Origin of the sequence: Neorhizobium fuzhouense, assembly GCF_042611105.1 — a bacterium.
Taxonomy (GTDB): domain Bacteria; phylum Pseudomonadota; class Alphaproteobacteria; order Rhizobiales; family Rhizobiaceae; genus Neorhizobium; species Neorhizobium galegae_A.
On record NZ_JBHFFP010000001.1, the window covers coordinates 685,875 to 709,222 of the forward strand.

Annotated in this window: 21 protein-coding genes; 9 read left to right on the plus strand and 12 right to left on the minus strand. The window is 62.5% G+C overall.

What is annotated here, in order from left to right; translation table 11 throughout:
- Entirely contained in the window at nt 1–1,347 is a 1,347-nt protein-coding gene (locus ACEXP3_RS03460) for a TldD/PmbA family protein (RefSeq protein WP_377295979.1), read from the minus strand.
- Between the two features lie 106 nt (nt 1,348–1,453).
- On the opposite strand from ACEXP3_RS03460, the gene ACEXP3_RS03465 reads away from it, so the two are divergent.
- Nucleotides 1,454–3,247: a monovalent cation:proton antiporter-2 (CPA2) family protein gene (locus ACEXP3_RS03465; RefSeq protein WP_377295980.1), complete on the plus strand. Its 1,794-nt coding sequence runs from the start codon at nt 1,454–1,456 to the stop codon at nt 3,245–3,247.
- 76 nt (nt 3,248–3,323) lie between these two features.
- Here ACEXP3_RS03465 and ACEXP3_RS03470 read toward each other — a convergent pair whose 3' ends face one another.
- The 3 genes from ACEXP3_RS03470 to ACEXP3_RS03480 are packed head-to-tail and all read right to left on the minus strand — an operon-like array spanning nt 3,324 to nt 6,876.
- The gene (locus ACEXP3_RS03470; RefSeq protein ID WP_377295981.1) at nt 3,324–4,202 is read right to left on the minus strand and encodes a patatin-like phospholipase family protein; all 879 of its coding nucleotides are present in this window, start codon (nt 4,200–4,202) and stop codon (nt 3,324–3,326) included.
- A 10-nt stretch (nt 4,203–4,212) separates the two neighbouring features.
- On the minus strand, nt 4,213–4,773 hold the full coding sequence (rsmD, locus tag ACEXP3_RS03475) for a 16S rRNA (guanine(966)-N(2))-methyltransferase RsmD (protein ID WP_210103397.1): 561 nt from the start codon (nt 4,771–4,773) through the stop codon (nt 4,213–4,215).
- A gap of 3 nt (nt 4,774–4,776) precedes the next feature.
- Nucleotides 4,777–6,876, minus strand: a complete 2,100-nt coding sequence (locus ACEXP3_RS03480; protein ID WP_377295982.1) for a pseudouridine synthase — start codon at nt 6,874–6,876, stop codon at nt 4,777–4,779.
- A 156-nt stretch (nt 6,877–7,032) separates the two neighbouring features.
- Here ACEXP3_RS03480 and ACEXP3_RS03485 point away from each other — a divergent pair, with 156 nt between their 5' ends.
- Entirely contained in the window at nt 7,033–7,494 is a 462-nt protein-coding gene (locus ACEXP3_RS03485; protein ID WP_377295983.1) for a nucleoside deaminase, read from the plus strand.
- A 115-nt stretch (nt 7,495–7,609) separates the two neighbouring features.
- Here the strand turns inward: ACEXP3_RS03485 and ACEXP3_RS03490 are convergent, their stop codons facing one another.
- Together ACEXP3_RS03490 and ileS are read right to left on the minus strand one after the other, a co-directional pair.
- Nucleotides 7,610–8,254 (minus strand): hypothetical protein, encoded by a 645-nt coding sequence (locus tag ACEXP3_RS03490; RefSeq protein ID WP_377296079.1) that lies wholly within the window; start codon nt 8,252–8,254, stop codon nt 7,610–7,612.
- Between the two features lie 138 nt (nt 8,255–8,392).
- On the minus strand, nt 8,393–11,356 hold the full coding sequence (gene ileS / locus ACEXP3_RS03495; RefSeq protein WP_377295985.1) for an isoleucine--tRNA ligase: 2,964 nt from the start codon (nt 11,354–11,356) through the stop codon (nt 8,393–8,395).
- A 304-nt stretch (nt 11,357–11,660) separates the two neighbouring features.
- Between ileS and ACEXP3_RS03500 the strand changes: the two genes are divergently transcribed.
- Together ACEXP3_RS03500 and ACEXP3_RS03505 are read left to right on the plus strand one after the other, a co-directional pair.
- Nucleotides 11,661–11,945 carry a hypothetical protein gene (locus ACEXP3_RS03500; RefSeq protein WP_377295986.1) on the plus strand — a complete coding sequence of 95 codons (285 nt, stop codon included), beginning with the start codon at nt 11,661–11,663 and terminating at the stop codon, nt 11,943–11,945.
- Complete coding sequence (locus ACEXP3_RS03505; protein ID WP_377295987.1) at nt 11,942–12,229, plus strand: type II toxin-antitoxin system RelE/ParE family toxin; 288 nt, start codon at nt 11,942–11,944, stop codon at nt 12,227–12,229. The genes ACEXP3_RS03500 and ACEXP3_RS03505 overlap by 4 nt, the downstream gene beginning before the upstream one ends.
- Nucleotides 12,230–12,233: 4 nt before the next feature.
- Here ACEXP3_RS03505 and ACEXP3_RS03510 read toward each other — a convergent pair whose 3' ends face one another.
- From ACEXP3_RS03510 to chrA, 3 genes are all read right to left on the minus strand, one after another.
- Complete coding sequence (locus tag ACEXP3_RS03510) at nt 12,234–13,214, minus strand: bifunctional riboflavin kinase/FAD synthetase (RefSeq protein WP_377295988.1); 981 nt, start codon at nt 13,212–13,214, stop codon at nt 12,234–12,236.
- Nucleotides 13,215–13,226: 12 nt separating this feature from the next.
- Nucleotides 13,227–14,075 (minus strand): TIGR01459 family HAD-type hydrolase, encoded by an 849-nt coding sequence (locus ACEXP3_RS03515; protein ID WP_377295989.1) that lies wholly within the window; start codon nt 14,073–14,075, stop codon nt 13,227–13,229.
- 129 nt (nt 14,076–14,204) lie between these two features.
- Nucleotides 14,205–15,602, minus strand: a complete 1,398-nt coding sequence (gene chrA, locus ACEXP3_RS03520) for a chromate efflux transporter (protein WP_377295991.1) — start codon at nt 15,600–15,602, stop codon at nt 14,205–14,207.
- Between the two features lie 198 nt (nt 15,603–15,800).
- Between chrA and groES the strand changes: the two genes are divergently transcribed.
- The 4 genes from groES (at nt 15,801) to ACEXP3_RS03540 (ending at nt 19,032) form a co-directional block, all read left to right on the plus strand.
- Nucleotides 15,801–16,097 (plus strand): co-chaperone GroES, encoded by a 297-nt coding sequence (groES, locus tag ACEXP3_RS03525; protein ID WP_210103405.1) that lies wholly within the window; start codon nt 15,801–15,803, stop codon nt 16,095–16,097.
- 69 nt (nt 16,098–16,166) lie between these two features.
- Nucleotides 16,167–17,807, plus strand: a complete 1,641-nt coding sequence (gene groL / locus ACEXP3_RS03530; protein WP_377295992.1) for a chaperonin GroEL — start codon at nt 16,167–16,169, stop codon at nt 17,805–17,807.
- A 223-nt stretch (nt 17,808–18,030) separates the two neighbouring features.
- Nucleotides 18,031–18,399 carry a hypothetical protein gene (locus ACEXP3_RS03535; RefSeq protein WP_377295993.1) on the plus strand — a complete coding sequence of 123 codons (369 nt, stop codon included), beginning with the start codon at nt 18,031–18,033 and terminating at the stop codon, nt 18,397–18,399.
- Between the two features lie 180 nt (nt 18,400–18,579).
- Nucleotides 18,580–19,032 (plus strand): DoxX family protein, encoded by a 453-nt coding sequence (locus ACEXP3_RS03540; protein ID WP_210103408.1) that lies wholly within the window; start codon nt 18,580–18,582, stop codon nt 19,030–19,032.
- A 294-nt stretch (nt 19,033–19,326) separates the two neighbouring features.
- On the opposite strand, the gene hisG is transcribed toward ACEXP3_RS03540, so the two are convergent.
- From hisG to hisS, 3 genes are all read right to left on the minus strand, one after another.
- Nucleotides 19,327–20,022 carry an ATP phosphoribosyltransferase gene (gene hisG / locus ACEXP3_RS03545; RefSeq protein WP_377295995.1) on the minus strand — a complete coding sequence of 232 codons (696 nt, stop codon included), beginning with the start codon at nt 20,020–20,022 and terminating at the stop codon, nt 19,327–19,329.
- Nucleotides 20,019–21,143 carry an ATP phosphoribosyltransferase regulatory subunit gene (locus tag ACEXP3_RS03550; protein WP_377295996.1) on the minus strand — a complete coding sequence of 375 codons (1,125 nt, stop codon included), beginning with the start codon at nt 21,141–21,143 and terminating at the stop codon, nt 20,019–20,021. Before ACEXP3_RS03550 ends, hisG begins: the two co-directional genes overlap by 4 nt.
- A 220-nt stretch (nt 21,144–21,363) precedes the next feature.
- Nucleotides 21,364–22,920, minus strand: a complete 1,557-nt coding sequence (hisS, locus tag ACEXP3_RS03555; RefSeq protein WP_377295997.1) for a histidine--tRNA ligase — start codon at nt 22,918–22,920, stop codon at nt 21,364–21,366.
- 154 nt (nt 22,921–23,074) lie between these two features.
- Between hisS and ACEXP3_RS03560 the strand changes: the two genes are divergently transcribed.
- Nucleotides 23,075–23,254 (plus strand): hypothetical protein, encoded by a 180-nt coding sequence (locus tag ACEXP3_RS03560; RefSeq protein WP_377295998.1) that lies wholly within the window; start codon nt 23,075–23,077, stop codon nt 23,252–23,254.
- Nucleotides 23,255–23,348: the final 94 nt, after the last annotated feature.

A 23,348-nucleotide genomic window follows, 5' to 3' on the forward strand; every position in this document is an offset into this window, starting at 1 on the left:
TCACCGCCCCGCCAGTGTCATGCCCTCGATGGCAATCGTGGGTGCGGCAACGCCGTATTTGCGGTCGATGTCATTTGCCGGCGTCAGCCGCATGAACATGTCCTTCAGATTGGAGGCGATGGTGACTTCGGAGACGGGAAAGGCAAGCTCGCCGTTCTCGATCCAGAAGCCGGTGGCGCCGCGGCTGTATTCGCCCGTCAGCATGTTGACGCCCTGTCCGATCAACTCGGTCACGTAAAGCCCGGTGCCGATGCTGCGGATGAGGTTTTCAGGCGAAATGTCGCCCGGCTCCAGTGCCAGATTGGTCGAGCCCGGCGAGACGGAGGTGCCGCCGCGCACGCCGCGCCCGTTGGTGGAAAGGCCAAGCTCGCGCCCTGTCGCCGTCGACAGGAACCAGTGGTTCAGCACACCGTCCTCGATCATGAGAAGCCGGCGACCCGAGACACCTTCGCCATCGAAGGGACGCGAGGAGGAGCCGCGCACGACCAGTGGATCGTCGGTGATCGACAGACCGGCCTTGAGAACCTGCTGGCCCATCTTGTCGCGCAGGAAGCTTGTCTTGCGGGCAACCGATGCGCCGTTGATGGCGCCGGCGATGTGACCGACAAAGCCGCGGGCAAGGCGCGGATCAAACACCACGGTGACATTGGCACCGGTTTCCACCTGGCGCGGGTTGAGGCGTTTCACCGTCCGCTCGCCGGCACGCCGTCCGATGAGGTCCGGCGCGGCAAGCTCTGCGGCATAGAGGCGGCTGTCGAAATCATAGTCGCGCTCCATCTTCGTGCCCTCGCCGGCAATGACGCTGACGGAGCGGCTGAAACGGCTGGCCATATAGCTGCCGGAAAAACCGTGCGAGGTGACGAGGACGAGGCCACCGGCGCCCGCGGAGGCACCGGCGCCGGACGAATTGCTGATGCCCGCAACGCCCAGCGCGGCCTCTTCCATGGCAAGCGCGGCTTCTGTCAGCTCTTCGGCCGACATTTCTGTCGGATCGAACAGGTCGAGATCCGGATAATCGCGCGCCAGGTCGGCCTCGTCGGCCAGACAGGCGTAAGGGTCATCCGGCGAGACGCGCGCCATCGCAACGGCGCGTTCGGCAAGGGCTGCAAGATCAAAGCCCGGATTGGCCGAGACGCTGGCCACGCGCTGTCCGACAAACACCCTCAGCGAAAAATCGTCACTTTCGGATGCTTCCGTGCCCTCCACCTTGCCAAGGCGAACGCTGACGGAACGGGAGCGGGAGCGCACGATGACCGCATCGGCCTGATCTGCACCGGCCTTTCGTGCAAGATCGACAAGCTCACCGGCGCGAGAAAGCAGGGCGCTGGTGCCAATTTCAGAGGACATGGGAAACCCTTTCATTCCTGTTCCATGTATTGTGCACTAAAGGAAGCATCAAGGGCGGCTCAGCGATTCTTGACGATCGGCCGCCGAAAGGTCCCCGCGAGGTTTTATGGCAACCGCAGATCCCCTGTTCAACGAAACGCTGCTGCTTCTCGCAGGCGCGGTTCTGGCCGCTCCCCTGTTCAAGAAGCTCGGCCTCGGCACGGTGCTGGGCTATCTTGCCGCCGGCATCGTCATCGGCCCCATCCTGCAGCTGATCGCCGATCCGGAAGAAGTGCTGCATGTGTCGGAACTCGGCGTCGTCTTCCTGCTGTTCATCATCGGGCTGGAGCTGAAACCCTCACGCCTGTGGCAGATGCGCGGCGATATTTTCATCCTCGGCACCGCACAGGTGCTCGCAAGCGGACTGGTGCTGACGGGACTTGCCTGGGCGACCGGTATCGCCAGCTGGCAGGGTTCGGTGATTGCCGGCTTTGGCCTTGCACTCTCGTCCACCGCCTTTGCGCTGCAGATCCTCAATGATGCCGGCGACACAAACTCCGCGTATGGGCGGCGGGCCTTCTCCATCCTGCTCTTCCAGGATCTCGCCATCGTGCCGCTTCTGGCGCTGGTGACGCTGCTGCGGTCCGGCCCCGGCGTTGCCGAAAGCTCGTTCGTCAGCGATTTTGCCATTGCAGCGGGTGCCGTCATCGGCATGATCGTGGCCGGCCGCTATCTGCTGACGCCACTCTTCCAGGTGATTGCACGCACCGGCGCACGCGAGGTAATGCTGGCGGCAGCGCTGCTGGTGGTGCTTGGATCGGCGGTTCTGATGCAGCTTGCCGGGCTCTCCATGGCCATGGGCGCCTTTCTCGCCGGCATCATGCTGGCCGAATCCTCCTATCGCCATGAGCTGGAGGCCGATATCGAGCCGTTCCGCGGGCTGCTCTTGGCCATGTTCTTCATGGCCGTCGGCCTCTCGCTCGATCTCGATGCCATCCTCTCCAATCTGGCGCTGATCGTCATCGGCGTGCCGCTGTTCATGGCGGCAAAAGGCATCGTCATCTATCTGCTCTGCCGCATCGGCGGGTCCCGCCGGGACGATGCCGCAAGCATTGCCGTGCTTTTGCCGCAGGGCGGCGAATTCGGCTTCGTGCTGTTTACGACGGCCGTCAGCGCCGGCCTCCTGTCGCCCGCGACGGCCTCGCTGCTGATTGCAAGCGTCACCCTGTCCATGGCGCTGACGCCGCTTGGTTCGGCCATCGCCAAACGTCTTCTCGTGCGCGATGAGGGTCGCGAGGAAATCCCGGAGGATTTCGAGGGTGCCGGCTCCGACGTGCTGATGGTGGGCTTTTCGCGCTTTGGCCAGATCGCCTCCCAGATCCTGCTCGCCGGCGGACGCGACGTGACGGTGATCGACGATTCGCCCGACCGTATCCGCCAGGCGGCGACCTTCGGCTTCCGCATCTATTTCGGCGACGGCACGCGCCGCGAAGTTCTCTTGGCGGCCGGCATCGAACGGGCGAAGATCGTGGCCGTCTGCACCCAGAAGCGCGAAATCACCGACCGCATCGTCGATCTCATCCGGGCCGATTTCCCCGATGTGCGGCTGTTCGTGCGCTCCTATGACCGCATCCACACCATTTCGCTCAGGGCCCGCGAGGTGGAATACGAGCTGCGCGAAACGCTGGAATCCGGTCTGCTGTTTGGCCAGAAGACGCTCGAGGCGCTCGGCACATCCGAAGCGGAAACGAGCGAGATCGGCGCCGACATTCGCCGGCGCGACGAGGAGCGGCTGCAGATCCAGGCCGCGCAAGGCATTTCCGCCGGTGCCCACATGCTGCACACGCGCCCTGTCCGCCCCGAACCGCTGACCAAGCCGAAACGCGCCACGATGGTGACGGAAGAGCAGGAAGACGCCTGACAGCCTGTCCGATAACTCCCTATGGCGGGCTGCAAATGGCGATTGTCAGGGTCTGAAGGCCCGTGTCCGCGGCAGGTCAAACGCGGGCAGCGGCAAGCAGGCCTTCCAGCCCGCGCTTCAGCTCGTCCTTGATCGGCGCCGATTCCTCGAGGATCTCGCGGGCCTTCAGAAAGTCCATCACGCCGAAGCGGTTGACCGAGGGGCGCAGGAAAAGATGCGGCGGATGCAGCTTCATCTTCAGGGCGATCGCCGCCTGCATCATCAGCTGGCTTGCGCCAAAGACGCTGTCGATACGGTTCGGCGGGTGCGTTCCATCGCCTTCCGGCGCGCCCACCACATCGACGCCGATAACGATATCGGCATTGTCCATGACATGTTCGTAAGGGATCGGGTTGAACACCCCGCCATCGATCATCACCCGGCCATGGATCATCACCGGCATGAAAAGTCCGGGAATGGCGGCGGAGGCGGCAATGGCCGGGCGCAGCTCCCCCTCTTCCAGGATGACTTCGGACTGGCCGTAATAATCGGTGACGGCGATCTTCAGCGGGATCTTCAATCCTTCGAAACCGGCTGGAATGTCTGCCGGCAGAAACGCTTCCAGGATGCGTTCCAGGTTGAAATGGCCAAGCCGGAAACCGCCCACGACATCGCGCATGCTGGAGGGACCGAGCGACCAGAGACGGTTGAGGACCGCTGTCCGATTGCCGACGGTTTCCAGCGTATGCTCGCGGATGGCAGCGCCGGTGAGGCCGGCCGCCATGCCGGCGCCGAAGATGGCCCCGATGGAGGAGCCGGCAATGGCGACGGGCGTGATACCCATCTCGTCCAGCGCCTCGATGACGGCGATATGGGCGATGCCGCGCGCACCGCCACCACCAAAAGCCACCGCCACCCGCGGTGCGCCGCCCTCAAGCGGCAGACCATGTTCGGGAAGCGAGAGTTTCGTCGTCATCGCCCCGGCCTCAGACCGGCCTGTAACGGTAAAAATCGACGCGCGTATCGCCAAATACGCGCTGTTCCAGTGGCTGGAACACCGGTGCGACGGCCGGCGTCACATCGGCGCGTTCTTCCAGCACCACCAGCGCGCCGGGCAGAAGCCAGCCGCCCTCATGGGCCGAAACGAGCGCTGCCTCGCCGAGCCCGCGCCCATAGGGCGGATCGGCAAACAGGAAATGACAGGGCTCCATCGTACCGACGGTGCCAAGCTTGGTGGCATCGCGGCGCAGGATGCGCGCCCGGCCGTGCAGGCCAAGGCTCTCGATGTTTTCCCACAAGAGCCCGCGGCCCTCGACGCCGTTTTCGACAAACAGCGCGCTGCGACAGCCGCGCGACAGGGCTTCAAGCCCCACCGCGCCGGTGCCGGCAAACAGGTCGATCACCCGCGTGCCTTCGATGGCATCGGGATAGACATGCCCGATGATGTTGAACAGGCTTTCGCGCGTCCGGTCGATGGTCGGCCGGATCGCGTCTGTCTTGGGCGCGGCAAGATTGCGGCCACGAAATTCACCGCCAACGATGCGCAAGGATCAGCCCCTCGGTGTTCTGGAACGATTGCCGCCGCCCTTCGGGCCGGAGCCCGGGCCACGACCGCCGGATGGCTTTCCACCGGAAGGCTTTCCGCCAAACGGTTTTGCACCACCGGGTTTTCCGCCGAAAGACTTGCCGCCGCCGGGCTTACCGCCAAAAGGCTTTGCACCACCGGGCTTGCCCCCGAAGGGCTTGCCACCGGCTGGCCTGTCACTGAAACCGCCGCGTCCGCCTTCGGACCGTTCACCGGCCGGGCGACCCGAATAGGGCCGTGCGCCGCCGGGCTTGCCGCCGAAGCCGCCGCGACCACCTTCGGCGCGATCGCCTTCAGAACGGCCAACTTCGAAACGGCCTTCCGAGCGGGGACCGGAGGGGCGGAATGCCCGTTCGGCATTTTCGCGCGGCGAGCGGCCGGGGCCGGCACCAGCGCCGTAAGGCTTGGAACGGCCACCCTCTTCGCGCGGCTTGCGATCCCCGAAGGAACGGTCGCCCCTGGGGCGATCTCCACCGGGCCGATCTCCTGAAGGACGGGCTCCTGCCGGGCGGGCGCCGCGCGGACGGTCGGAGAAGCTGCGCTCGCCGCCTTCGCCGCGGGCGGGACGATCGCCGCGCGGCGGACGATCACCACGGGCCGGACGGTCACCACGATCACCCCGATCTCCACGGCCTTCGCCACGACCGCCGGAGCGATCGCCACGGCCGCCGGCAGGCGGTTCGTCGGCGCGGATCCAGTCGCTGTCACCCTGTACCCGGTTCACCTGCACGCGCAGGCTTGCATCATCCGTGCCCTTGGCAAAGAGACGCTCGGCCTCGGCGCGGGCAGAGGACTTGCCCTTCTGATCAGCGGTCGGACGTGCACCGGGCGCCATCCAGACATTGGCCGTGCGCGAGGTGCCGAGCGGCGGGCGCTTCTTCGGCTTGTCCTCGTCGAAGGCGGGCGCCCTGTCGAACTTGCCGCCGAATTTGGCGCCGCCCTTGTCGAATTTTCCGGCAGGCTTGCCCGAGGGCTTTGAAAAGGCGGGGCGCTTGCCCTCACCGGCAGCCTCGGAGCGCTCGCGCCGTTCGACGGCAAAGCCACGCTCTTCGCGGTCGCCCTGCTTGCCAAACGGCTTGCCGAGCGGCTTCTCCGCCGAGCGGGCGGTGGCCACATCCTCTTCGACGGGACCGTTGTTGCTATAGATAGGCGCGTCGAAATTCGCCTTGGATTCCTCGATGAGGCGAGGGCCGAGCTGGTCGCGCAGCATGCGGCCGCGCACTTCCACCACCTGGCCTTCCGGCAGGTCGCCCAGCTGGAACGGGCCGTAGGAGAGACGGATCAGGCGGTTCACCTCAAGGCCGAGCGCGCCGAGCACGTTCTTGATCTCGCGGTTCTTGCCTTCGCGAAGCCCCATGGTGATCCACACATTGTGGCCCTGGGTGCGGTCGAGCGTCGCATCGATTGCGCCATAGAGCACGCCATCGACGGCAATGCCGTCCTTCAGCGTGTCGAGCTTTTCCTGGCTGATATCGCCATAGGCGCGCACGCGGTAGCGGCGCAACCAGCCGGTGGTCGGCAGTTCCAGAACGCGCGACAGGCCGCCGTCATTGGTCAGCAGCAGCAGGCCTTCGGTGTTGATGTCAAGACGGCCGATCGACATCACGCGCGGCAGGTCTTCCGGCAGGTTGTCGAAGACCGTGGGTCGGCCTTCCGGATCGGAATTGGTCGTCACCAGGCCGGCGGGCTTGTGGTAGAGCCACAGGCGCGTGCGCTCGATGCCGCGGATCGGCTGGCCATCGACCTCGATGCGGTCGGCAAGCGTGGCGTTCAGAACCGGCGTCTCCAGCTGCTTGCCGTTGACGCTGACGCGGCCTTCCATGATCATCCGCTCCACGTCGCGGCGCGACGCAATGCCGGCGCGGGCGAGGATCTTGGAAATACGTTCGGGCTTTGCGGAGGCGGATGCCGCGCCGTCCGTTGCCACCGGCGCCGGCTTGCGCGCAGCACGCGGCTCGCCATCCGGCGCGCTTCTGCTCGGCGTCTTCTTGGGGGCGGAGGTGGATTTCCGGTCGCGATCGAAGGACTTGGTCCCCTCGCGCTTCGGCTTGTCTTTGAAGCTCATTTGTTGTTTGCCTGAAGCGTGTGTCGGACAATGCTGTCCATGACATGCGTGTTTGACTGAAATTAAAGTCTGTCGCGTTGCGAAAGACGGCTGACGCAACGCAGGTTGGACCGTTCCTACCAGTTCGCGTTGCCCTGGTTAAGAGGAAATCGCCGCATGGGCGGGACAAATCGCTTCATGGACGAAGCATTGATCGAGGCGCAGCAGGCGGCAGAGCGCAACGAAGTGCCGATCGGCGCCGTCGTGGTGCTGGATGGAACGATCGTCGGACGCGGCGGAAACCGTACCCGAGAGATGCACGACGTGACGGCACATGCCGAAATTCTCGCCATCCGCATGGCCTGCGAAGCGCTTGGCCAGGAACGGCTCTCAGGCGCCGATCTCTATGTGACGCTCGAACCCTGCACCATGTGCGCCGCCGCCATTTCCTTTGCCCGCATCCGCAGGCTCTACTACGGCGCAAACGATATAAAGGGTGGCGCGGTGGAAAGCGGCGTGCGCTTTTTCAACCAGTCCACCTGCCATCATCAGCCGGACGTCTATTCCGGCATCGGCGAAACGGCAGCAGCGGACATTCTGGTGGAATTCTTTAAAGGCAAGCGCGGGGATACGATCTGATTTTTTACGACGGGCTGAGAAGGCGCGGAGCAAGCGCTCCTTCATCCGCCAAGATCAAATGTCGATCAAACCATACTGCAGTCGGATTGGGCTGACCGCTCCCTGCAAAATCACCTTACTGGAACGGCTTCCACCAGGACGATGACTTGGTACCTGCTTCCTGGGCGGCCTTCTTGCGTTCGCGTTCCTTCTTCAGCTCCGGCTCGCCCAGATCGTTGAGCTGGTCGGTATCGGCGATGCGATATTCGGCCGGCGGATCGGTCAGCGAGCGGCGGGCGCCGGCGATGCCGGGATTTTCGGCATTCTGGCGCGCCTTGCGGAAAGCGTCCCATTTCTGGCTTTCCGTCAGCGTGCCGGCGGTGCCATTGCCGGCCAGAAGCGGCGAGCGGTAGTTCGGGTTGTCCTTGTTGGCATCGGCCTCGTCGCGCAGGCGGGCGCGGGTTTCTTCCGGCGATTCAACCCAGTTGGGATTGTTTTCGCGGCTGGCGAGCGAGGTCTGCGGCGCCGGCAGGGTCTGCGTGACGTTCTTGTTCACCACCAGCTGCGGGCGCGGATTGTACTTGGTGTTTTTGTTGGCCGGTTCAGAACCCAGCGATACCGCCTGTCCGAGGTCATCGACCAGCTGTTCGGATGCCGTCTTGTTCGTTCCGTAAGTCGGGCCGGTGGTGCAACCCGATGCAGCGAGAGCGGCTGCGGCAACGGCAAGAAGCCCCGCGCGCGCGCGAATTGCAGCTGCCCGTGCGCCCATGACAGTGGTCATTTTCATCAAAACCCTTCCAGCCGCGCCCGTCCGTGACGCTTGCGAGATCCATCATCTCCCGTTGGCCGAAAATTCCGGCCAATTTCAGGCAGATTTACCGGATGACGCGGCAAAGCGCAATCATCCGGTATCAAGGCTTTAGTTCAGCGCGGCAAGTTCACGCAGAGCTTCCGCATCACGGGCAGACACATCCGGATAGTCGGGATCGGAGCCGACATCCTTGGTGATCTTCCACGAGCGGGCGCATTTGACGCCTTCGGCAAGTTTTGGCTCGACAGCAACCTTCGTGCCGTCCTCCAGGCGGAACGCCTCTGCCGGCCCCTCGCCCGCCACCACGGAAATATCCGAGGTGATGCAGATTTCGGCCATGTCGAGGCCCTCCAGCGCCGCAAGAAGTTCGGCATCCGCCACATGGACGACCGGAGCCGCCTCCAGCGACGAGCCGATGCGCTTGTCCTTGCGCTCCACTTCCAGCGCGCCGGTGACGGTACGGCGCACGGTGCGCACGCGCTTCCACTTGTCGGCGAGCGCCTCGTTCAGCCACTCGGCGGGAATTTCTGGGAATTGCTCCAGATGCACCGAGACGGCGGACGGATCGCGGCTCAACCATGCCTCTTCCGTGGTAAACGGCATCATCGGGGCAAACCACAGAACCAGGCAGTCAAACAGCTTGCGGATGACGTGCAGGGCGGAGCGGCGGCGCAGAGACGACGGCGCATCGCAATAGAGCGCATCCTTGCGGATATCGAAATAGAAGGCCGACAGTTCCACATTGGCGAAATCGGTGAGCGCGCGGGTGATGCGCTTGAAGTCGAAATCGTCATAGGCGCGGCGCACCAGCTGGTCGAGCTCGGCCAGACGGTGCAGCATCAGCTTTTCGAGTTCCGGCAGATCGGCGTAGGCGATCTCCTCGCCTCTGTCGTGGGCGAGCGTGCCGAGCATCCAGCGGATGGTGTTGCGGATTTTCCGGTAGGCATCGATGTTGGTCTGGATGATCGTCTTGCCGACGCGCAGGTCCTCGGCATAATCGGAACTCATCACCCAGAGGCGCAGGATATCGGCGCCGGCATCGTTCATGATGGCTTGCGGGGCGGTCACATTGCCCTTCGACTTCGACATCTTCTCGCCCTTCTCGTCCATGATGAAACCATGGGTGACAACGGCGTTGTAGGGCGCGCGGCCGCGCGTGGCGCACGATTCCAGAAGGGAGGAATGGAACCAGCCGCGATGCTGGTCGGACCCTTCCAGATAGACATCGGCCGGCCATTTCAGATCCGGGCGGTCTTCCAGCGTAAAGGTGTGGGTCGAGCCAGAATCGAACCAGACATCGAGAATGTCGGTGACCATCTGCCATTGTTCGCTATCATGCGCATTGCCGAGGAAACGCTCCTTGGCACCTCTAGCAAACCAGGCGTCGGCCCCTTCCTTCTCGAAGGCGTCGAGGATGCGGGCATTGACGTCCTCGTCCTGCAACACGTTTCCGGCCTTGTCGGCAAACACGCAGATCGGCACGCCCCAGGCGCGCTGACGCGACAGCACCCAGTCCGGACGACCTTCGATCATGGCGCGCAGACGGTTCTGGCCAGCGGCGGGCACGAAGCGGGTGTCATCGATGGCAGACAGCGCACGCGAGCGCAGCGTCGTGCCATCGGACAATTCCTTGTCCATATAGACGAACCATTGCGGCGTGTTGCGGAAGATGACCGGCTTCTTGGAGCGCCAGGAATGCGGGTATTCATGCTTGATGCGGCCGCGGGCAAACAGGTTGTTGGCCGCGATCAGCGCCTCGGTGACGCGCTTGTTGGCATCGCCCTTCTTGCCGTTGTCATCCAGCACACGCGCCGCACCACCCTCGGCCGACGGGCCGAAGCCGGGGGCTTCATCGGTGTAGAAGCCGGCATCATCGACCGGGAACGGGATTTTTGTGTCGATGCCGCGCAATTCGAGATTGCGGGCATGAGACATCCACGCCTCAAAGTCCTCGCGACCGTGTGATGGCGCCGTATGGACGAAGCCTGTGCCGGTATCGTCGGTGACATGATCGCCATCAAGCATAGGCACGACGAAATCGTAGCCAGAAACAGTCGATGCCAAAGGATGGGCAAGCTCAAAAGTACTAAGCTCGTCGTATTCAAGATCGTATTTGTGCTCAAAGATGATTTTAGCTTTGCGAGCGCAATCTTCCGCGAGCTTGTTGGCTAAAATGATAAACTCACCGGGCTGTGGCCCATATGAGTTCTCAGCCTCGACCACTTGATGAACACCATAGCTTACCTTGGTGGAATAGGAGACCGCCCTATTCCCTGGAATCGTCCACGGTGTCGTAGTCCATATCAAAACGAACGCATTTTCAAATTCAGCGAGCCGCTGCTTGGCCAACTCCGGGCCTAAAGAATTTAACCGCGCTCCGCTCAATGTTGCCTTTGCCACAGGAAACTTCACCCAGATCGTATCGCTCTCGACCTCGTGATATTCCACCTCGGCTTCGGCGAGCGCCGTGCGCTCCACCACAGACCACATGATCGGCTTGGAACCGCGATACAGCTGGCCGGACATGGCAAGCTTTAGCAGCTCGCCGGCGATGCGGCTTTCGGCGTGAAAATTCATCGTCGTGTAGGGGCGCTCGAAATCGCCCTCGATGCCGAGGCGGCGGAATTCTTCCGACTGGATGTCGATCCAGCCTTGCGCGAACTCGCGGCATTCGCGGCGGAATTCGTTGACCGGGACCTCGTTCTTGTCCTTGCCCTTTTCGCGGTATTTTTCCTCGATCTTCCATTCGATCGGAAGGCCGTGGCAATCCCAGCCGGGTACGTAATTGGCATCAAACCCGCGCATCTGGAACGAGCGGGTGATGACATCCTTCAGCACCTTGTTCAGCGCATGGCCGATGTGGATATTGCCGTTGGCATAAGGAGGGCCATCGTGCAGCACGAATTTTTCGCGCCCGGCGGCGGAGGCGCGGAGCTTCTTGTAAAGCTCCATCTCCTTCCACTTCTTCGCCATTTCCGGCTCCTTGGCAGGCAGGCCGGCGCGCATCGGAAACTCGGTCTCGGGCAGATAGAGGGTCTTGGAATAGTCAGGCTTTTCAGCGGTCTCGGTCATGGATCAACCATCGGAAAGGCGACCGGTCGCGGTCGCAGAATAAACAATTTGGATTGGCGACGGACGCGCAAGGGAAAACCCAAGCGCCAAAAACCCGGACCTTCCCGTCGGCTTTTCAAGCCGTGGGGAAAGCCGGGCCAATAATTCGAATGACACGGGCCGCCGAAAGATAGGTCATGGTGGCGCATTCTTTAGGGGTTTTCGCGCCCGAAAGGAAGAGGGGATTGGCATTGCGGCGGATGGATGTATTGTTGGGGCCGCAAGGTTTGAAATGTGGCGGGCGGCGGAACGAACGGAAAATGCCATGGCACCGAAAGCACAGCTGACCATCGACATGGACGCGACGCTGGCAGCCGAATTTGCCGCAGCAACGAGATCGGCGCGGACCTCCGAAACGGAAGTGCTGCGCGCCATGGTGCGCGACTATGTGGAACGTCAGAACGTGCCCGAAGCCTATCGATCGTTTGTCGAGACCAAGGTGGAGCGGGGACGCGCCGATGTGACGGCCGGCATCACACAGTCTGCCGAAGACGTCGAACGGGAATTTTTGCAATTGCGCAACCGCCTGATCGACACAGGCCAGCAATGATTATCCGGTGGACGCTGCAAGCCACCGAAGACCGCCTTTCCATTTTCAATGACATCAAGGACCACCATCCGCCGGCAGCGCTTGCGATGGATCTGCTCTTCGAGCAGGCCGCGAAACATCTGGCGCAGTTCCCAAGGCTTGGCAAAGCCGGGCTGGTGGCCGGCACGCGCGAACTCTTGCCGCACCCAAGCTACCGACTGGTCTATGAAATCGATGGCGACACCCTGTTCATCCTGACCATCGTTCATACGGCGCGCGCATGGCCGCCTGTCAAGGACGGCTGATCGCTCAGAACGCGATTTTGCCGTCCACCGCACTCAGCGGCTGAACGCCGGACAGCAGCGCGCGCGCTTCTTCCTCGTCGCGCTTCATCTGTACGACAAGCGCATCGAGCCCGTCGAATTTCAGTTCGGGGCGCAGGTAACCGAAGAAGGATACCGAACAGATTTCGCCGTAGAGACTGCCGGAAAAGTCGAAGACGAAGGTTTCCAGAAGCGGTGCGCCGTTTTCCGTCACCGTCGGGCGCCGGCCATAGCTTGCCACGCCATTATAGAGCGTGCCGTCCGGACGGCGGAAGCGGACGGCATAGATGCCGGGTTTCAGCTCCACCTCGGGTGCGAGCGCCATGTTGGCGGTGGGGTAACCGAGCGTGCGGCCGAGCTGCTCGCCGCCGACGATTTCGGCCTCGACGGTATAGCGATAGCCGAGCAGGCCGGCGGCCTCGCTGACCTCGCCCTCTGCGATCAGCTCGCGGATGCGGCTGGAGGAAATCACCTCGGCATTTTCATCGCGGAAGGCATCGACCAGCGTCACGTCGAAGCCGAAGCGGCGCCCGGCATCCATCAGGAAGGCCGGCCCACCCTCGCGGCCACGGCCGAAATGGAAATCGAAACCAGTGACGACGGCGCTCGCCTTCAGCCAGCCGGAGAGAATGTTTTCGACGAAATCCTCGGCGGAGCGCTGCGAGAACGCGCGGTCGAACGGATATTCGATCACCGAGTGAAAGCCCATGGCCTCCAGCACCCGCGCCTTCAAGGGCGCCGGCGTCAGGCGAAACACCGGCTGCTCGGGCTTGAAGACGGTGCGCGGATGCGGCTCGAAGGTCAAGACCAGCGCCGGGACGCCACGCTCCGCAGCAAGCGCCAGCGCCCGGTCGAGCACGCTGCCATGGCCGCGATGCACGCCATCGAAATTGCCGATCGCCACGACGCCGCCCTTAAGGTCCTGCGGCAGCGGCTCCTTCATTTCATTGCGGTGAAATACGCTCATCTCGTCCATCCCTCAGGCAAGCCGCGGCATCCACCATTTGGGCGTGGCATTCTCGCGCTCCAGATAGGCGTTGAGGATCGCCTCGTCGGTCTCGCCATTGATGGTGTATTCGGCCGCATGGATGCCGCCGGAGATGTAGAGAAGGTCGAGGCCGTAGCTGAGGGCGCCCTTCACATCGGTCGGCATGCCATCGCCGACGGCAATGATCTTCGACAGGTCGATTTCGCCCTTCACGTCGCGGGCATTGGCAAGGGCCGCCTCGTAGATCGGCCGGTGCGGCTTGCCGCCGAAGCGCGTATGGCCGCCCAGCTGGTGGTAATAGGCGGCAACGGCACCGGCGCAGGGGATGATGCGATGACCGCGCTCAACCACCAGATCCGGATTGGCGCAGATCATCGGCACGTCACGCCCGATGAAGCGCAGCAGCATGTCGTGATAGTCTTCCGGCACCTCTTGTTCGTCATCGAAAAAGCCGGTGCAGACAACGCAATCGGCATCCGCCTCGCCGGTCACCGTCACATCGAGACCTTCGAACAGCGGCATGTCGCGCTCCGGGCCGAGCAGAAAGACCTTTTGCGGTCCTTCGGCGATCAGCTTGCGGGTGACGTCGCCGGAGGTCACGATGCGGTCATAGGTCTCGTCCGGCACGCCGAGCGCCCGCAACTGGTCGATGACGCCGGGTGCCGGCCGCGGCGAATTGGTGATGAGGACAACGGCAAGGCCCGCCTTGCGGGCGTCTTTCAGGGCTTCGCAGGCAGCCGGAAAGGCGGTGATGCCATCGTGCAGCACGCCCCAGACATCCGAAAGCACGAGATCGTAGCCAGCGGTGATTGCGCTGAGGTTCTTGATGCGGTCTGCCATGATCACCCTGATGCGTTGCAACAACTGGCGCTGACATGACAAAGCTTGCCTGCAATGGCAAGGAGTTTTAGGCCATGCCGCGCGTGGAAGCCCCTGCCTCTTCCTGCAGAAGACGGCCCAACGAACCGCTCAAAAGCCTGCAAGCCGCCAGCACAGACCGGCGGAGGCTGAAAGCGCCAGTACCTTCACCATGCCGAGTTTCAGCCGCAGCAGGAGGAAAGCCGAGACGGCAAAGAGGACGGCAGCGGCCGCATCGAGCGAATGCAGATCCGGCCACCAGAGGCCGGGCGCGCCCTCGCCGGCCCAGCCGGGAAAGAGGGCGATGCGCTCGACGCGCGCAAACAGCACATGCAGCCCGAACCACAGGGCAAGATTGAGGATGACGCCGACGACGGCCGCCGTAATGGCAGAGAGGGCCGCGGAAATCGCGGCATTGCCGCGCAGCCGCTCGATATAGGGTGCACCGGCAAAGATCCAGATGAAGCTCGGGACGAAGGTTGCCCAGGCCACCAGAAGCGCGCCGACAGTTCCCCCAACGATCGGATCGAGCCCCGGCACGGTGCGGAAACCGACGAGATAGCCGACATAGGAGAGAACGAGCACCAGAGGGCCGGGCGTGGTTTCGGCAAGCGCCAGCCCGTCCAGCATCTCGCCGGGCTGCAGCCAGCCGTAATTTTCCACCGCCACCTGCGCCACATAGGCGAGCACCGCATAAGCGCCGCCGAAGGTGACGAGCGCCATCCTCGAAAAGAAGGCAAACATCGCCGCAAGGCTTTCGGCGCCGGAGATCAGCGACAGGACCAGAAGCGGCAATTGCCACACGCCGATCCAGAACAGCAGGGAGCCGATGGAGCGCAGAAGCGGCGGGCGCGCTGATGCAGACGGCAAAATCTCTTCCCGCGCATTGCTGCGGTTGAGGGAGCCGGCCTCATCGCGCCTTGCGTGAAAAAGGCCGGCAAGACCCGCCAGCAGCACGACAAGCGGAAACGGCAGCGCCAGCACGAAGAGCGCCAGAAAGGCCAGAAGCGCCAGCGCCCGCAGGAACCGCGTCTTCAAAGTCTTCCCGGCGAGCCGGATCACCGCCTCCACCACCACCGACAGGACGGCTGCCTTCAGCCCGAAGAACAGGCCGGCAAGCCAGCCCGCCTCCTGGTACAGCCCATAGGCGGTGGACAGCCCGATGATGACGAAAAGCCCGGGCAGCACGAAGAGAAGGCCAGCGACGATTCCGCCGCGCACGCCGTGCAGGAGCCAGCCCGTATAGGTCGCCAGTTGTTGCGCCTCCGGCCCTGGCAGAAGCATGCAGTAATTCAACGCGTGCAGAAACCGGTCTTCCGACAGCCAGCGGCGCTCCTCGACGATGGCCCGGTGCATCATGGCGATCTGGCCGGCCGGGCCGCCAAAGCCCAGGCAGCCGATGCGGGCAAAGACCAGCGTCAGCTCCTTCAGCGAGGGGTTTTCCGGCACAGCCGACGGAGCCGCGCCGGGGGTGATTTTTGCCGCCGGCGGGGTCGAAAGGCCGCTCACGCCATCCCTCCGCCGCAAAGACGCGCCACGGCAGAGGCCGGCCCAAAAATCGCGACAGATTTTTTAGAGGCCCGTTCTTGACTCATCCGCCCACCGGTCTTATTTCGAGGCCGTTAGCACTCCCAAGGGGTGAGTGCTAACAAAGGGACACGGGCCTCCTCAAAGCCCGTAAAGGTCATTTGATCGAGGGATTAGACAATGGCAAGCACCAATTTCCGTCCGCTTCACGACCGCGTCGTCGTTCGTCGCGTTGAATCCGAAGCCAAGACCAAGGGCGGGATCATCATTCCCGACACCGCCAAGGAAAAGCCGCAGGAAGGCGAAATCGTCGCTGTCGGCACCGGCGCTCGCGATGACAGCGGCAAGATCGTTGCACTCGACGTCAAGGTTGGCGATCGCGTTCTGTTCGGCAAGTGGTCGGGCACGGAAGTGAAGCTCGACGGCGAAGACCTTCTGATCATGAAGGAAGCCGACATCATGGGCATCATCGGCTGATTTTCAGTCCGATCTTTTCCATCAGATTATCAATTCAACCAAAGGGCGTGATGCCCGGGAGTTTTGAACATGGCAGCTAAAGAAATCAAGTTCGGCCGCACTGCGCGCGAAAAGATGCTGCGCGGCGTCGACATCCTCGCAGACGCAGTGAAGGTCACGCTCGGCCCGAAGGGTCGCAACGTCATCATCGACAAGTCCTTCGGCGCTCCGCGCATCACCAAGGACGGCGTATCGGTCGCCAAGGAAATCGAACTGGAAGACAAGTTCGAGAATATGGGCGCCCAGATGGTGCGCGAAGTGGCGTCCAAGACCAACGACATCGCTGGTGACGGCACCACGACGGCAACGGTTCTGGCCCAGGCCATCGTTCGCGAAGGCAACAAGGCAGTTGCTGCCGGCATGAACCCGATGGACCTGAAGCGCGGCATCGATCTGGCCGTTTCGGAAGTCGTGAAGGATCTCCAGGCCAAGGCCAAGAAGATCTCCACGTCTGAAGAAGTTGCCCAGGTCGGCACGATTTCGGCAAACGGCGACGCACAGGTTGGCCGTGACATTGCTGAAGCCATGCAGAAGGTCGGCAACGAAGGCGTTATCACCGTCGAAGAAGCCAAGACCGCAGAAACCGAACTCGAAGTCGTCGAAGGCATGCAGTTCGACCGCGGCTACCTCTCGCCTTACTTCGTCACCAACCCGGAAAAGATGGTTGCTGACCTGGAAGACGCCTACGTTCTCCTGCACGAAAAGAAGCTTTCGAACCTCCAGGCCATGCTGCCTGTTCTCGAAGCTGTCGTTCAGACCGGCAAGCCGCTCGTCATCATCGCTGAAGACGTTGAAGGCGAAGCTCTTGCAACGCTCGTCGTCAACAAGCTGCGTGGCGGCCTGAAGATTGCTGCCGTCAAGGCTCCGGGCTTCGGCGATCGCCGCAAGGCCATGCTGGAAGACATCGCGATCCTGACCGGTGGTACGGTGATCTCGGAAGACCTCGGCATCAAGCTCGAGTCCGTCACGCTGGACATGCTCGGCCGCGCCAAGAAGGTGTCCATCACCAAGGAAAACACCACCATCGTTGATGGCGCCGGTGCAAAGACCGACATCGAAGGCCGCGTTGCCCAGATCAAGGCGCAGATCGAAGAAACCTCTTCGGACTACGACCGCGAAAAGCTGCAGGAACGCCTTGCAAAGCTTGCTGGCGGCGTTGCCGTGATCCGCGTTGGCGGCTCGACGGAAATCGAAGTCAAGGAACGCAAGGACCGCATCGACGACGCGCTGAACGCAACGCGCGCTGCCGTTCAGGAAGGCATCGTCCCCGGCGGCGGTACCGCTCTCCTGCGTTCTTCCACGAAGATCACCGTCAAGGGTGCAAACGACGACCAGGAAGCCGGCATCAACATCGTTCGCCGCGCCCTGCAGTCGCTGGTTCGCCAGATTGCTGAAAACGCAGGCGACGAAGCCTCGATCGTTGTCGGCAAGATCCTCGACGGCAACAGCGACAACTTCGGCTACAACGCCCAGACGTCCGAATATGGCGACATGATCGCCATGGGTATCGTCGACCCGGTCAAGGTTGTCCGCACGGCCCTGCAGAACGCAGCTTCGGTTGCTTCGCTGCTGATCACCACGGAAGCCATGATCGCCGAACTGCCGAAGAAGGATGCCCCGGCCGGCATGCCTGGCGGCATGGGCGGAATGGGCGGCATGGACATGATGTAAGACCTTTTGGGTCTTGCATCTGGGCCATCCGGTTCAGACTACGGAAAAGGCGTCGGGAAACCGGCGCCTTTTTTCGTTGTGTGGTGGGGTGCGGCCCAAACTTGGATTGCCTGCAGATCGACCTCCACATTAAAGAAGCGGACTTCCAAGATTGTTTACACATTCATTCGATGAATATGTATCCTCGTGAAACGGCTCTGACCGCTTCCCGGGAGACTTTATTATGGACCTGGATGACAAATCCTACGCCTACCTCTCCGAAATTGCGCTGTATTCGACCATTGCTTTTGGTCTTATCATTCTTGGCGCCTCCGTCGTCATCGCTCTTGCTTTGTATCGAACACAGTCAGGGGGAGCTGCTGTTCTGGCACGCATGATTGAGCGCGCCGGCACTCTTCAGATGATCACAGTCATCGTTATTGTCGTAGGCGCCTGCATATTGGCCACCGTGGGAAGAATAAAATCGGAAGGCATAGTTTCGATTCTGAGCGGCATAGCGGGCTACGTGTTAGGCAACAGTTCGCGACCCAGCGATCATACTCCACGACCAAAGCAGGCAAGCGGAGCAAAAGACGGAATTGAGGAAATTTGACGGAGTGCATATCTCTCTGTTGATCATATTCGGGTAAAGCAGAAGAGACTTGACGATAGTCGTTCATCAATATCGAACAATTTGTCTTCGATTGTTCATCTTTCGTGGCGAGACGATCTGGCGCATATCAGAGGTCAGAAAGTTAACGGCCACCTGGCCCTGCCCCCCGGAGATCCTCCCATGTCTACTCCCAGCAATGCACTCCTGCTTCTTGCCCGCATCCTCCTCTCCTTCATCTTCATCCTGTCCGGTTTCGGCAAGCTGGCCGATCCGTCGGCCACTGCCGGCATGATCACCGGCGCCGGCCTGCCGGCCGCAACCGCCCTTTCCTATCTCGCCGGCCTGTTTGAACTGGTCACCGGCCTTGCCGTTCTCGCCGGCTATCAGGTGAAGATCGTCGGCTGGGCACTCGCCCTCTTCTGCATCTTCACCGGTGCCGTCTTCCATTCGGGCACGGTTGCCGTTCCCGGCTGGCCGGATGCCGCTCTCGGCTGGATCAACGCGCTGAACAGCATCATGATGATGAAGAACTTCACGCTGGCTGGCGCTTATATCCTGCTCGCCACCGTCGGCGCCGGCGCCTACTCGGTCGATGCCCGTCGCGGCGCTGCACCGGCGCTTGCCACCCGCTAATCCCTGCCCCCAAGGCAAAAAGAAACCCGCTGGAGCGATCCGGCGGGTTTTTTCGTGGGGAAATTTTTATCGGCGCACTCAGCCAGGCCCCCTCTGGCCTGCCGGCCATCTCCCCCACAGGTGGGGAGATCAGCAAGAAGCACCCTCGCCGCCAGAGCAGCAAGGTCGATGATTGCCGCACTTTTATCCCTTCTGTTGTAGGAAACGCGAGGGCCGCGGCACGGTGATCTCCCCACCTGTGGGGGAGATGGCCGGCAGGCCAGAGGGGGCTTGGCAGGCACTGGCGTTACCGCCTCACAAAGCTCCGCGCACTGCCTCGACAATCCTGGCGACCGTCGCATTACCCTCGTGCTCCGGCTTTCTCGCCCGCACGAGGCAGGCCTCGGATTTGAGGATCACGCCGTCCGACAGCACCTTCAGATGATTGGCGACGAGCGTCGAGCCCGTCGAGGTGATGTCGACGATGATATCGGCCTGCCCGGCGGCCGGGGCGCCTTCGGTAGCGCCGAGGCTTTCCACGATGCGATAGAGCTGGATGCCGTGGCTCCCGGAAAAATGCTGCTGGGTGAGCCGCCAGTATTTGGTGGCGATCGCTAGGCGCCTGCCGTGACGGGCGCGAAAATCCGCCGCCACATCGCCGAGATCCGCCATGCTTTCCACGTCGAGCCAGATGTCCGGCACCGCCACGACCACATCCGCATGGCCAAAGCCCAGGCGGGCGGAAATTTCCATGCGCCGGTCGGCATCCGCCAGTTCCTCGCGGATGAGATCCTCGCCGGTCACGCCGAAATCCACCGTGCCGTTGCCGATCTCGCGCGAGATTTCCGAGGCCGAGAGGAAGGCGATTTCGATATCGTCTGCCCCTTCGACGCGGCCGCGATAGGAGCGCTCGTTGCCGATGGCCGAAATCACAAGGCCAGCCCGGGCAAAAATCGCCGAGGCATCGTCCTTCATGCGGCCCTTGGAGGGAAGCCCGATGGTGATGGTCATCGCGCGCCCCCCTTGGCCTTTTCGATGCGGTCCAGCCAGAGGGCAAAGCCGACGGCGGGGATATGGTCTTTTGCGCCAAGCAGCGTCAGCATGCGGTCATACCGCCCGCCGCCGGCCAGCACGTCATGATCGCCCCGCGCGGTGATTTCGAACACGAGGCCGGTGTAATAATCGAGCGGACGCCCGAAGGCAGCGCGCCAGGTGATATCGGCAAGCGAGGCGCCGGCATTGGCAAAGGCGGCCACCCGCGCATCAAACCCTGCAATCGCCTTTTCGAGCGGCAGGCCGGCAGAACGGGCGAAATCGGCAAGCACGCCCGGCGCATAACGCAGCGAGACGTTGAGCGACAGAAACTCCTTCAGCGCATCGAGCTTGGCCGGTTCGAGCGAGGCGCCGGCCAGCAGGCGCTTCTCTTTGAGCCGCCGCACGATCTCGACCGGCGCGCGGCTGGCATTGGTGAGGTAGCCGGTGCGCTCCATCTGCGCTTCGACATGGGCGACAAGGGCTGCCTCGTCTCCCGCCTCCAGAAGCGCTTCCACTTCGCCCGACAGGCCCGACACGGGCTGCGGGCGTGCCAGCCGTGCAATCATCGCTTCCAGCAGATCCGTCTGGCCAAACGCGCGCACGAGGCGCTTCTGCCAGCCGGCCGGAAGGCCAAGCGCTGCCACCACGGCCTCGAACACCGCCTGATCGCCGATGGTGACGGCAAGGCCCCGGTTCGGCAGGACCTTGGTGAGGCATGACAGCGCATCGACCACCACGCGCGCATCGGCGCTTGCCACGTCCCGGTCACCCAGATCCTCGATGCCGGCCTGATAGAACTCGTTTGCCCCTTCGCGGCGCTGGCGAAACACCTGGCCGAGATAGGCATAGCGCTTTGGCGTGCCGGTTGCCGTTTCGATGTGGCGCAGGCAGACCGGAATGGTGAACTCCGGGCGAAGGCAAAGGCTTGCCCCGCGCTCGTTCTCGGTCAGAAAAATACGCCGGCGCAGGTCTTCGCCGGCCATGTCGAGAAAGGGTTCGGCGGGCTGGATGACGGGCGTATCCACCCGCGTGGTATTGCGCGCGGCAAATTCTTCGAGCAGCATGGGCGCGAAATCGGGCATGTCGGTCAGCGGCATGAGGTAAGGCCTTGGGTGAAATACCCCCTCTGGCCTGCCGGCCATCTCCCCCACAAGGGGGGAGAAGACCTGGAGCAAGCGCCCGTTACCAATCTAGCGCCCCGGTCAGGACGAACAGTCTGAGCGCGCAAATTGAACAGATGGGAAAACGGCACGCGCCGACCGGCTCCCTCCCCCTTGTGGGGAGGGTTGGGGAGGGGAAAAACCACAGACGCCAACATCAAACACCCTTTGCCCGCAGACGATCTTCCGCCTGCTGGCCCAGAATTTCCTTCACCTTTTCGACCAGATCCGCCTCCGGCACGACCACCTGCGCAACGCGGGCCTCGCGCCATTCGGTGTTGTCGGAAATCTCGCCGGAGAGGCGTTTTCCCTCGATGAGGTCCTTGATCTGAACGACGCCTTGCGCCCGCTCGTCACCGCCCTGGATGATGGCGATGGGGGAACCGCGACGATCGGCATACTTCAGCTGGTTGCCGAATTTCTTCCAGTTGCCCTGGTACATTTCGGCGCGGATGCCGGCATTGCGCAGGTCCTGCGCAAATTTCTGGTAACGGCCCATGGCCTCCACATCACCATCCATGACGGTGACGAGAACCGGCGCCAGAACGTCGTCCTGCCCCAGTTTGCCAAGGTTTTTCAGCGCCGTCATCAGGCGCGACACGCCGATGGAAAAGCCCGTGGCCGGCACCGGCTGGCCCATGAAGCGGGAGACGAGGCCATCATAGCGACCACCACCGCCGACAGATCCGAAGACGACCTTTTCGCCCTTTTCGTTGGTGACATCGAAGGTGAGTTCGGCTTCGTAGACAGGGCCGGTGTAATATTCGAGGCCACGGACGACGGAGGGATCGATCTTGATGCGGTTGATGCCGTAGCCAGCCCTGCGTACCAAATTCCAGATCTGTTCCAGCTCTTCCAGCCCGGCAACTGCTAGCGGAAAATCGTAGAACGAAGCCTTCATCTCATCCAGAATCTGAAAATCTGCTTCATCGTCTTCAACGCCTTCTTTGGCAACACTGGCAGCTGTAACAACAAAACTGATGATACGGTGTATCTGCTCCGCGTTTAGCCCCGCACCCTTGGTGAAGTCACCGGACTCATCCTTGCGACCTTCGCCGAGCAACAACTCGACACCTTCCGGGCCAAACTTATCGAGCTTATCAATCGCCCGCAGCACGTTCAGCCGCCGCGCCGCATTCTCCTCGCCGCCGAGGCCAATGGCTTCCATCACGCCATCCAGAACCTTGCGGTTGTTGACGCGGATGACGTAATCGCCGCGCTTGATGCCCAAGGCTTCCAGCGTATCGGCCATCATCATGCACATTTCGGCATCGGCAGACACGCCGGGTGCGCCAACGGTATCGGCATCGAACTGCATGAACTGGCGGAAACGGCCGGGGCCCGGCTTTTCGTTACGGAAGACATAGCCGGCGCGATAGGTGCGGTAGGGCAGCTGGATCTCGTTAAAGTTTTCCGCGACGTGGCGGGCAAGCGGCGCCGTCAGGTCGTAACGCAGGCTCATCCACTGGTCGTCGTCGTCGGTCAGCGAAAACACGCCCTCGTTCGGGCGGTCGCTGTCGGGCAGGAATTTTCCGAGCGCATCGGTATATTCGAACAGCGGCGTCTCGATCGGGTCAAAGCCGTAGCGCTCGTAGACCTCACGGATTTTTGCCACCATCTCGTTGGTGGCATGGATGTCGGTTGCTGTACGATCGCCAAACCCGCGCGGCAGGCGGGCCTTGAGTTTCTGCGTTTTTTGCTTCTTGTCGCTCATGATCGTCTTCCTTGGCCGCGGCACATGAAAAAGGCCGGAAATGTGTGCGGTTTCTTAGAGGATGCAGGCGAAGGCGGCAAGCCTTGAAGCGGGCGCAACGGCTGGCCGCACACGCTGCGGCCTGCTAGGATGGCGCGGTGTCGGAGATTGGGCGATGAACCAGCAAATAACCCTCGATATGCCGGATGAAACCTATGCGCTCCTCTCAATGGCAGCGGAAAAATGCCGCCTTACGGTCGAGGAATTTATACTCGACCTCATCAGGAGCGATATCGGGCGCGAGGTGCACGAGGCGGAGAGTGCCGACGACCGGCAAGAGCGACCGGTTGCCTGACGCAGGTTCAGGCACCTCTCCATCGCGGCGTAAGCGCGCCCCCCTCTGCCCTGCCGGGCATCTCCCCCACAGGTGGGGAGATCAGCCTGCACGC

Excerpts from the sequence above, each read along its gene's own strand:
- ACEXP3_RS03460 (WP_377295979.1), bottom strand. The coding sequence starts at position 1,347 with ATGTCCTCTGAAATTGGCACCAGCGCCCTGCTTTCTCGCGCCGGTGAG.
- ACEXP3_RS03465 (WP_377295980.1), top strand. The coding sequence starts at position 1,454 with ATGGCAACCGCAGATCCCCTGTTCAACGAAACGCTGCTGCTTCTCGCA.
- ACEXP3_RS03470 (WP_377295981.1), bottom strand. The coding sequence starts at position 4,202 with ATGACGACGAAACTCTCGCTTCCCGAACATGGTCTGCCGCTTGAGGGC.
- ACEXP3_RS03480 (WP_377295982.1), bottom strand. The coding sequence starts at position 6,876 with ATGAGCTTCAAAGACAAGCCGAAGCGCGAGGGGACCAAGTCCTTCGAT.
- ACEXP3_RS03485 (WP_377295983.1), top strand. The coding sequence starts at position 7,033 with ATGGGCGGGACAAATCGCTTCATGGACGAAGCATTGATCGAGGCGCAG.
- ACEXP3_RS03490 (WP_377296079.1), bottom strand. The coding sequence starts at position 8,254 with ATGACCACTGTCATGGGCGCACGGGCAGCTGCAATTCGCGCGCGCGCG.
- ileS (WP_377295985.1), bottom strand. The coding sequence starts at position 11,356 with ATGACCGAGACCGCTGAAAAGCCTGACTATTCCAAGACCCTCTATCTG.
- ACEXP3_RS03500 (WP_377295986.1), top strand. The coding sequence starts at position 11,661 with ATGGCACCGAAAGCACAGCTGACCATCGACATGGACGCGACGCTGGCA.
- ACEXP3_RS03505 (WP_377295987.1), top strand. The coding sequence starts at position 11,942 with ATGATTATCCGGTGGACGCTGCAAGCCACCGAAGACCGCCTTTCCATT.
- ACEXP3_RS03510 (WP_377295988.1), bottom strand. The coding sequence starts at position 13,214 with ATGAGCGTATTTCACCGCAATGAAATGAAGGAGCCGCTGCCGCAGGAC.
- ACEXP3_RS03515 (WP_377295989.1), bottom strand. The coding sequence starts at position 14,075 with ATGGCAGACCGCATCAAGAACCTCAGCGCAATCACCGCTGGCTACGAT.
- groES (WP_210103405.1), top strand. The coding sequence starts at position 15,801 with ATGGCAAGCACCAATTTCCGTCCGCTTCACGACCGCGTCGTCGTTCGT.
- groL (WP_377295992.1), top strand. The coding sequence starts at position 16,167 with ATGGCAGCTAAAGAAATCAAGTTCGGCCGCACTGCGCGCGAAAAGATG.
- ACEXP3_RS03535 (WP_377295993.1), top strand. The coding sequence starts at position 18,031 with ATGGACCTGGATGACAAATCCTACGCCTACCTCTCCGAAATTGCGCTG.
- ACEXP3_RS03540 (WP_210103408.1), top strand. The coding sequence starts at position 18,580 with ATGTCTACTCCCAGCAATGCACTCCTGCTTCTTGCCCGCATCCTCCTC.
- hisG (WP_377295995.1), bottom strand. The coding sequence starts at position 20,022 with ATGACCATCACCATCGGGCTTCCCTCCAAGGGCCGCATGAAGGACGAT.
- ACEXP3_RS03550 (WP_377295996.1), bottom strand. The coding sequence starts at position 21,143 with ATGCCGCTGACCGACATGCCCGATTTCGCGCCCATGCTGCTCGAAGAA.
- hisS (WP_377295997.1), bottom strand. The coding sequence starts at position 22,920 with ATGAGCGACAAGAAGCAAAAAACGCAGAAACTCAAGGCCCGCCTGCCG.
- ACEXP3_RS03560 (WP_377295998.1), top strand. The coding sequence starts at position 23,075 with ATGAACCAGCAAATAACCCTCGATATGCCGGATGAAACCTATGCGCTC.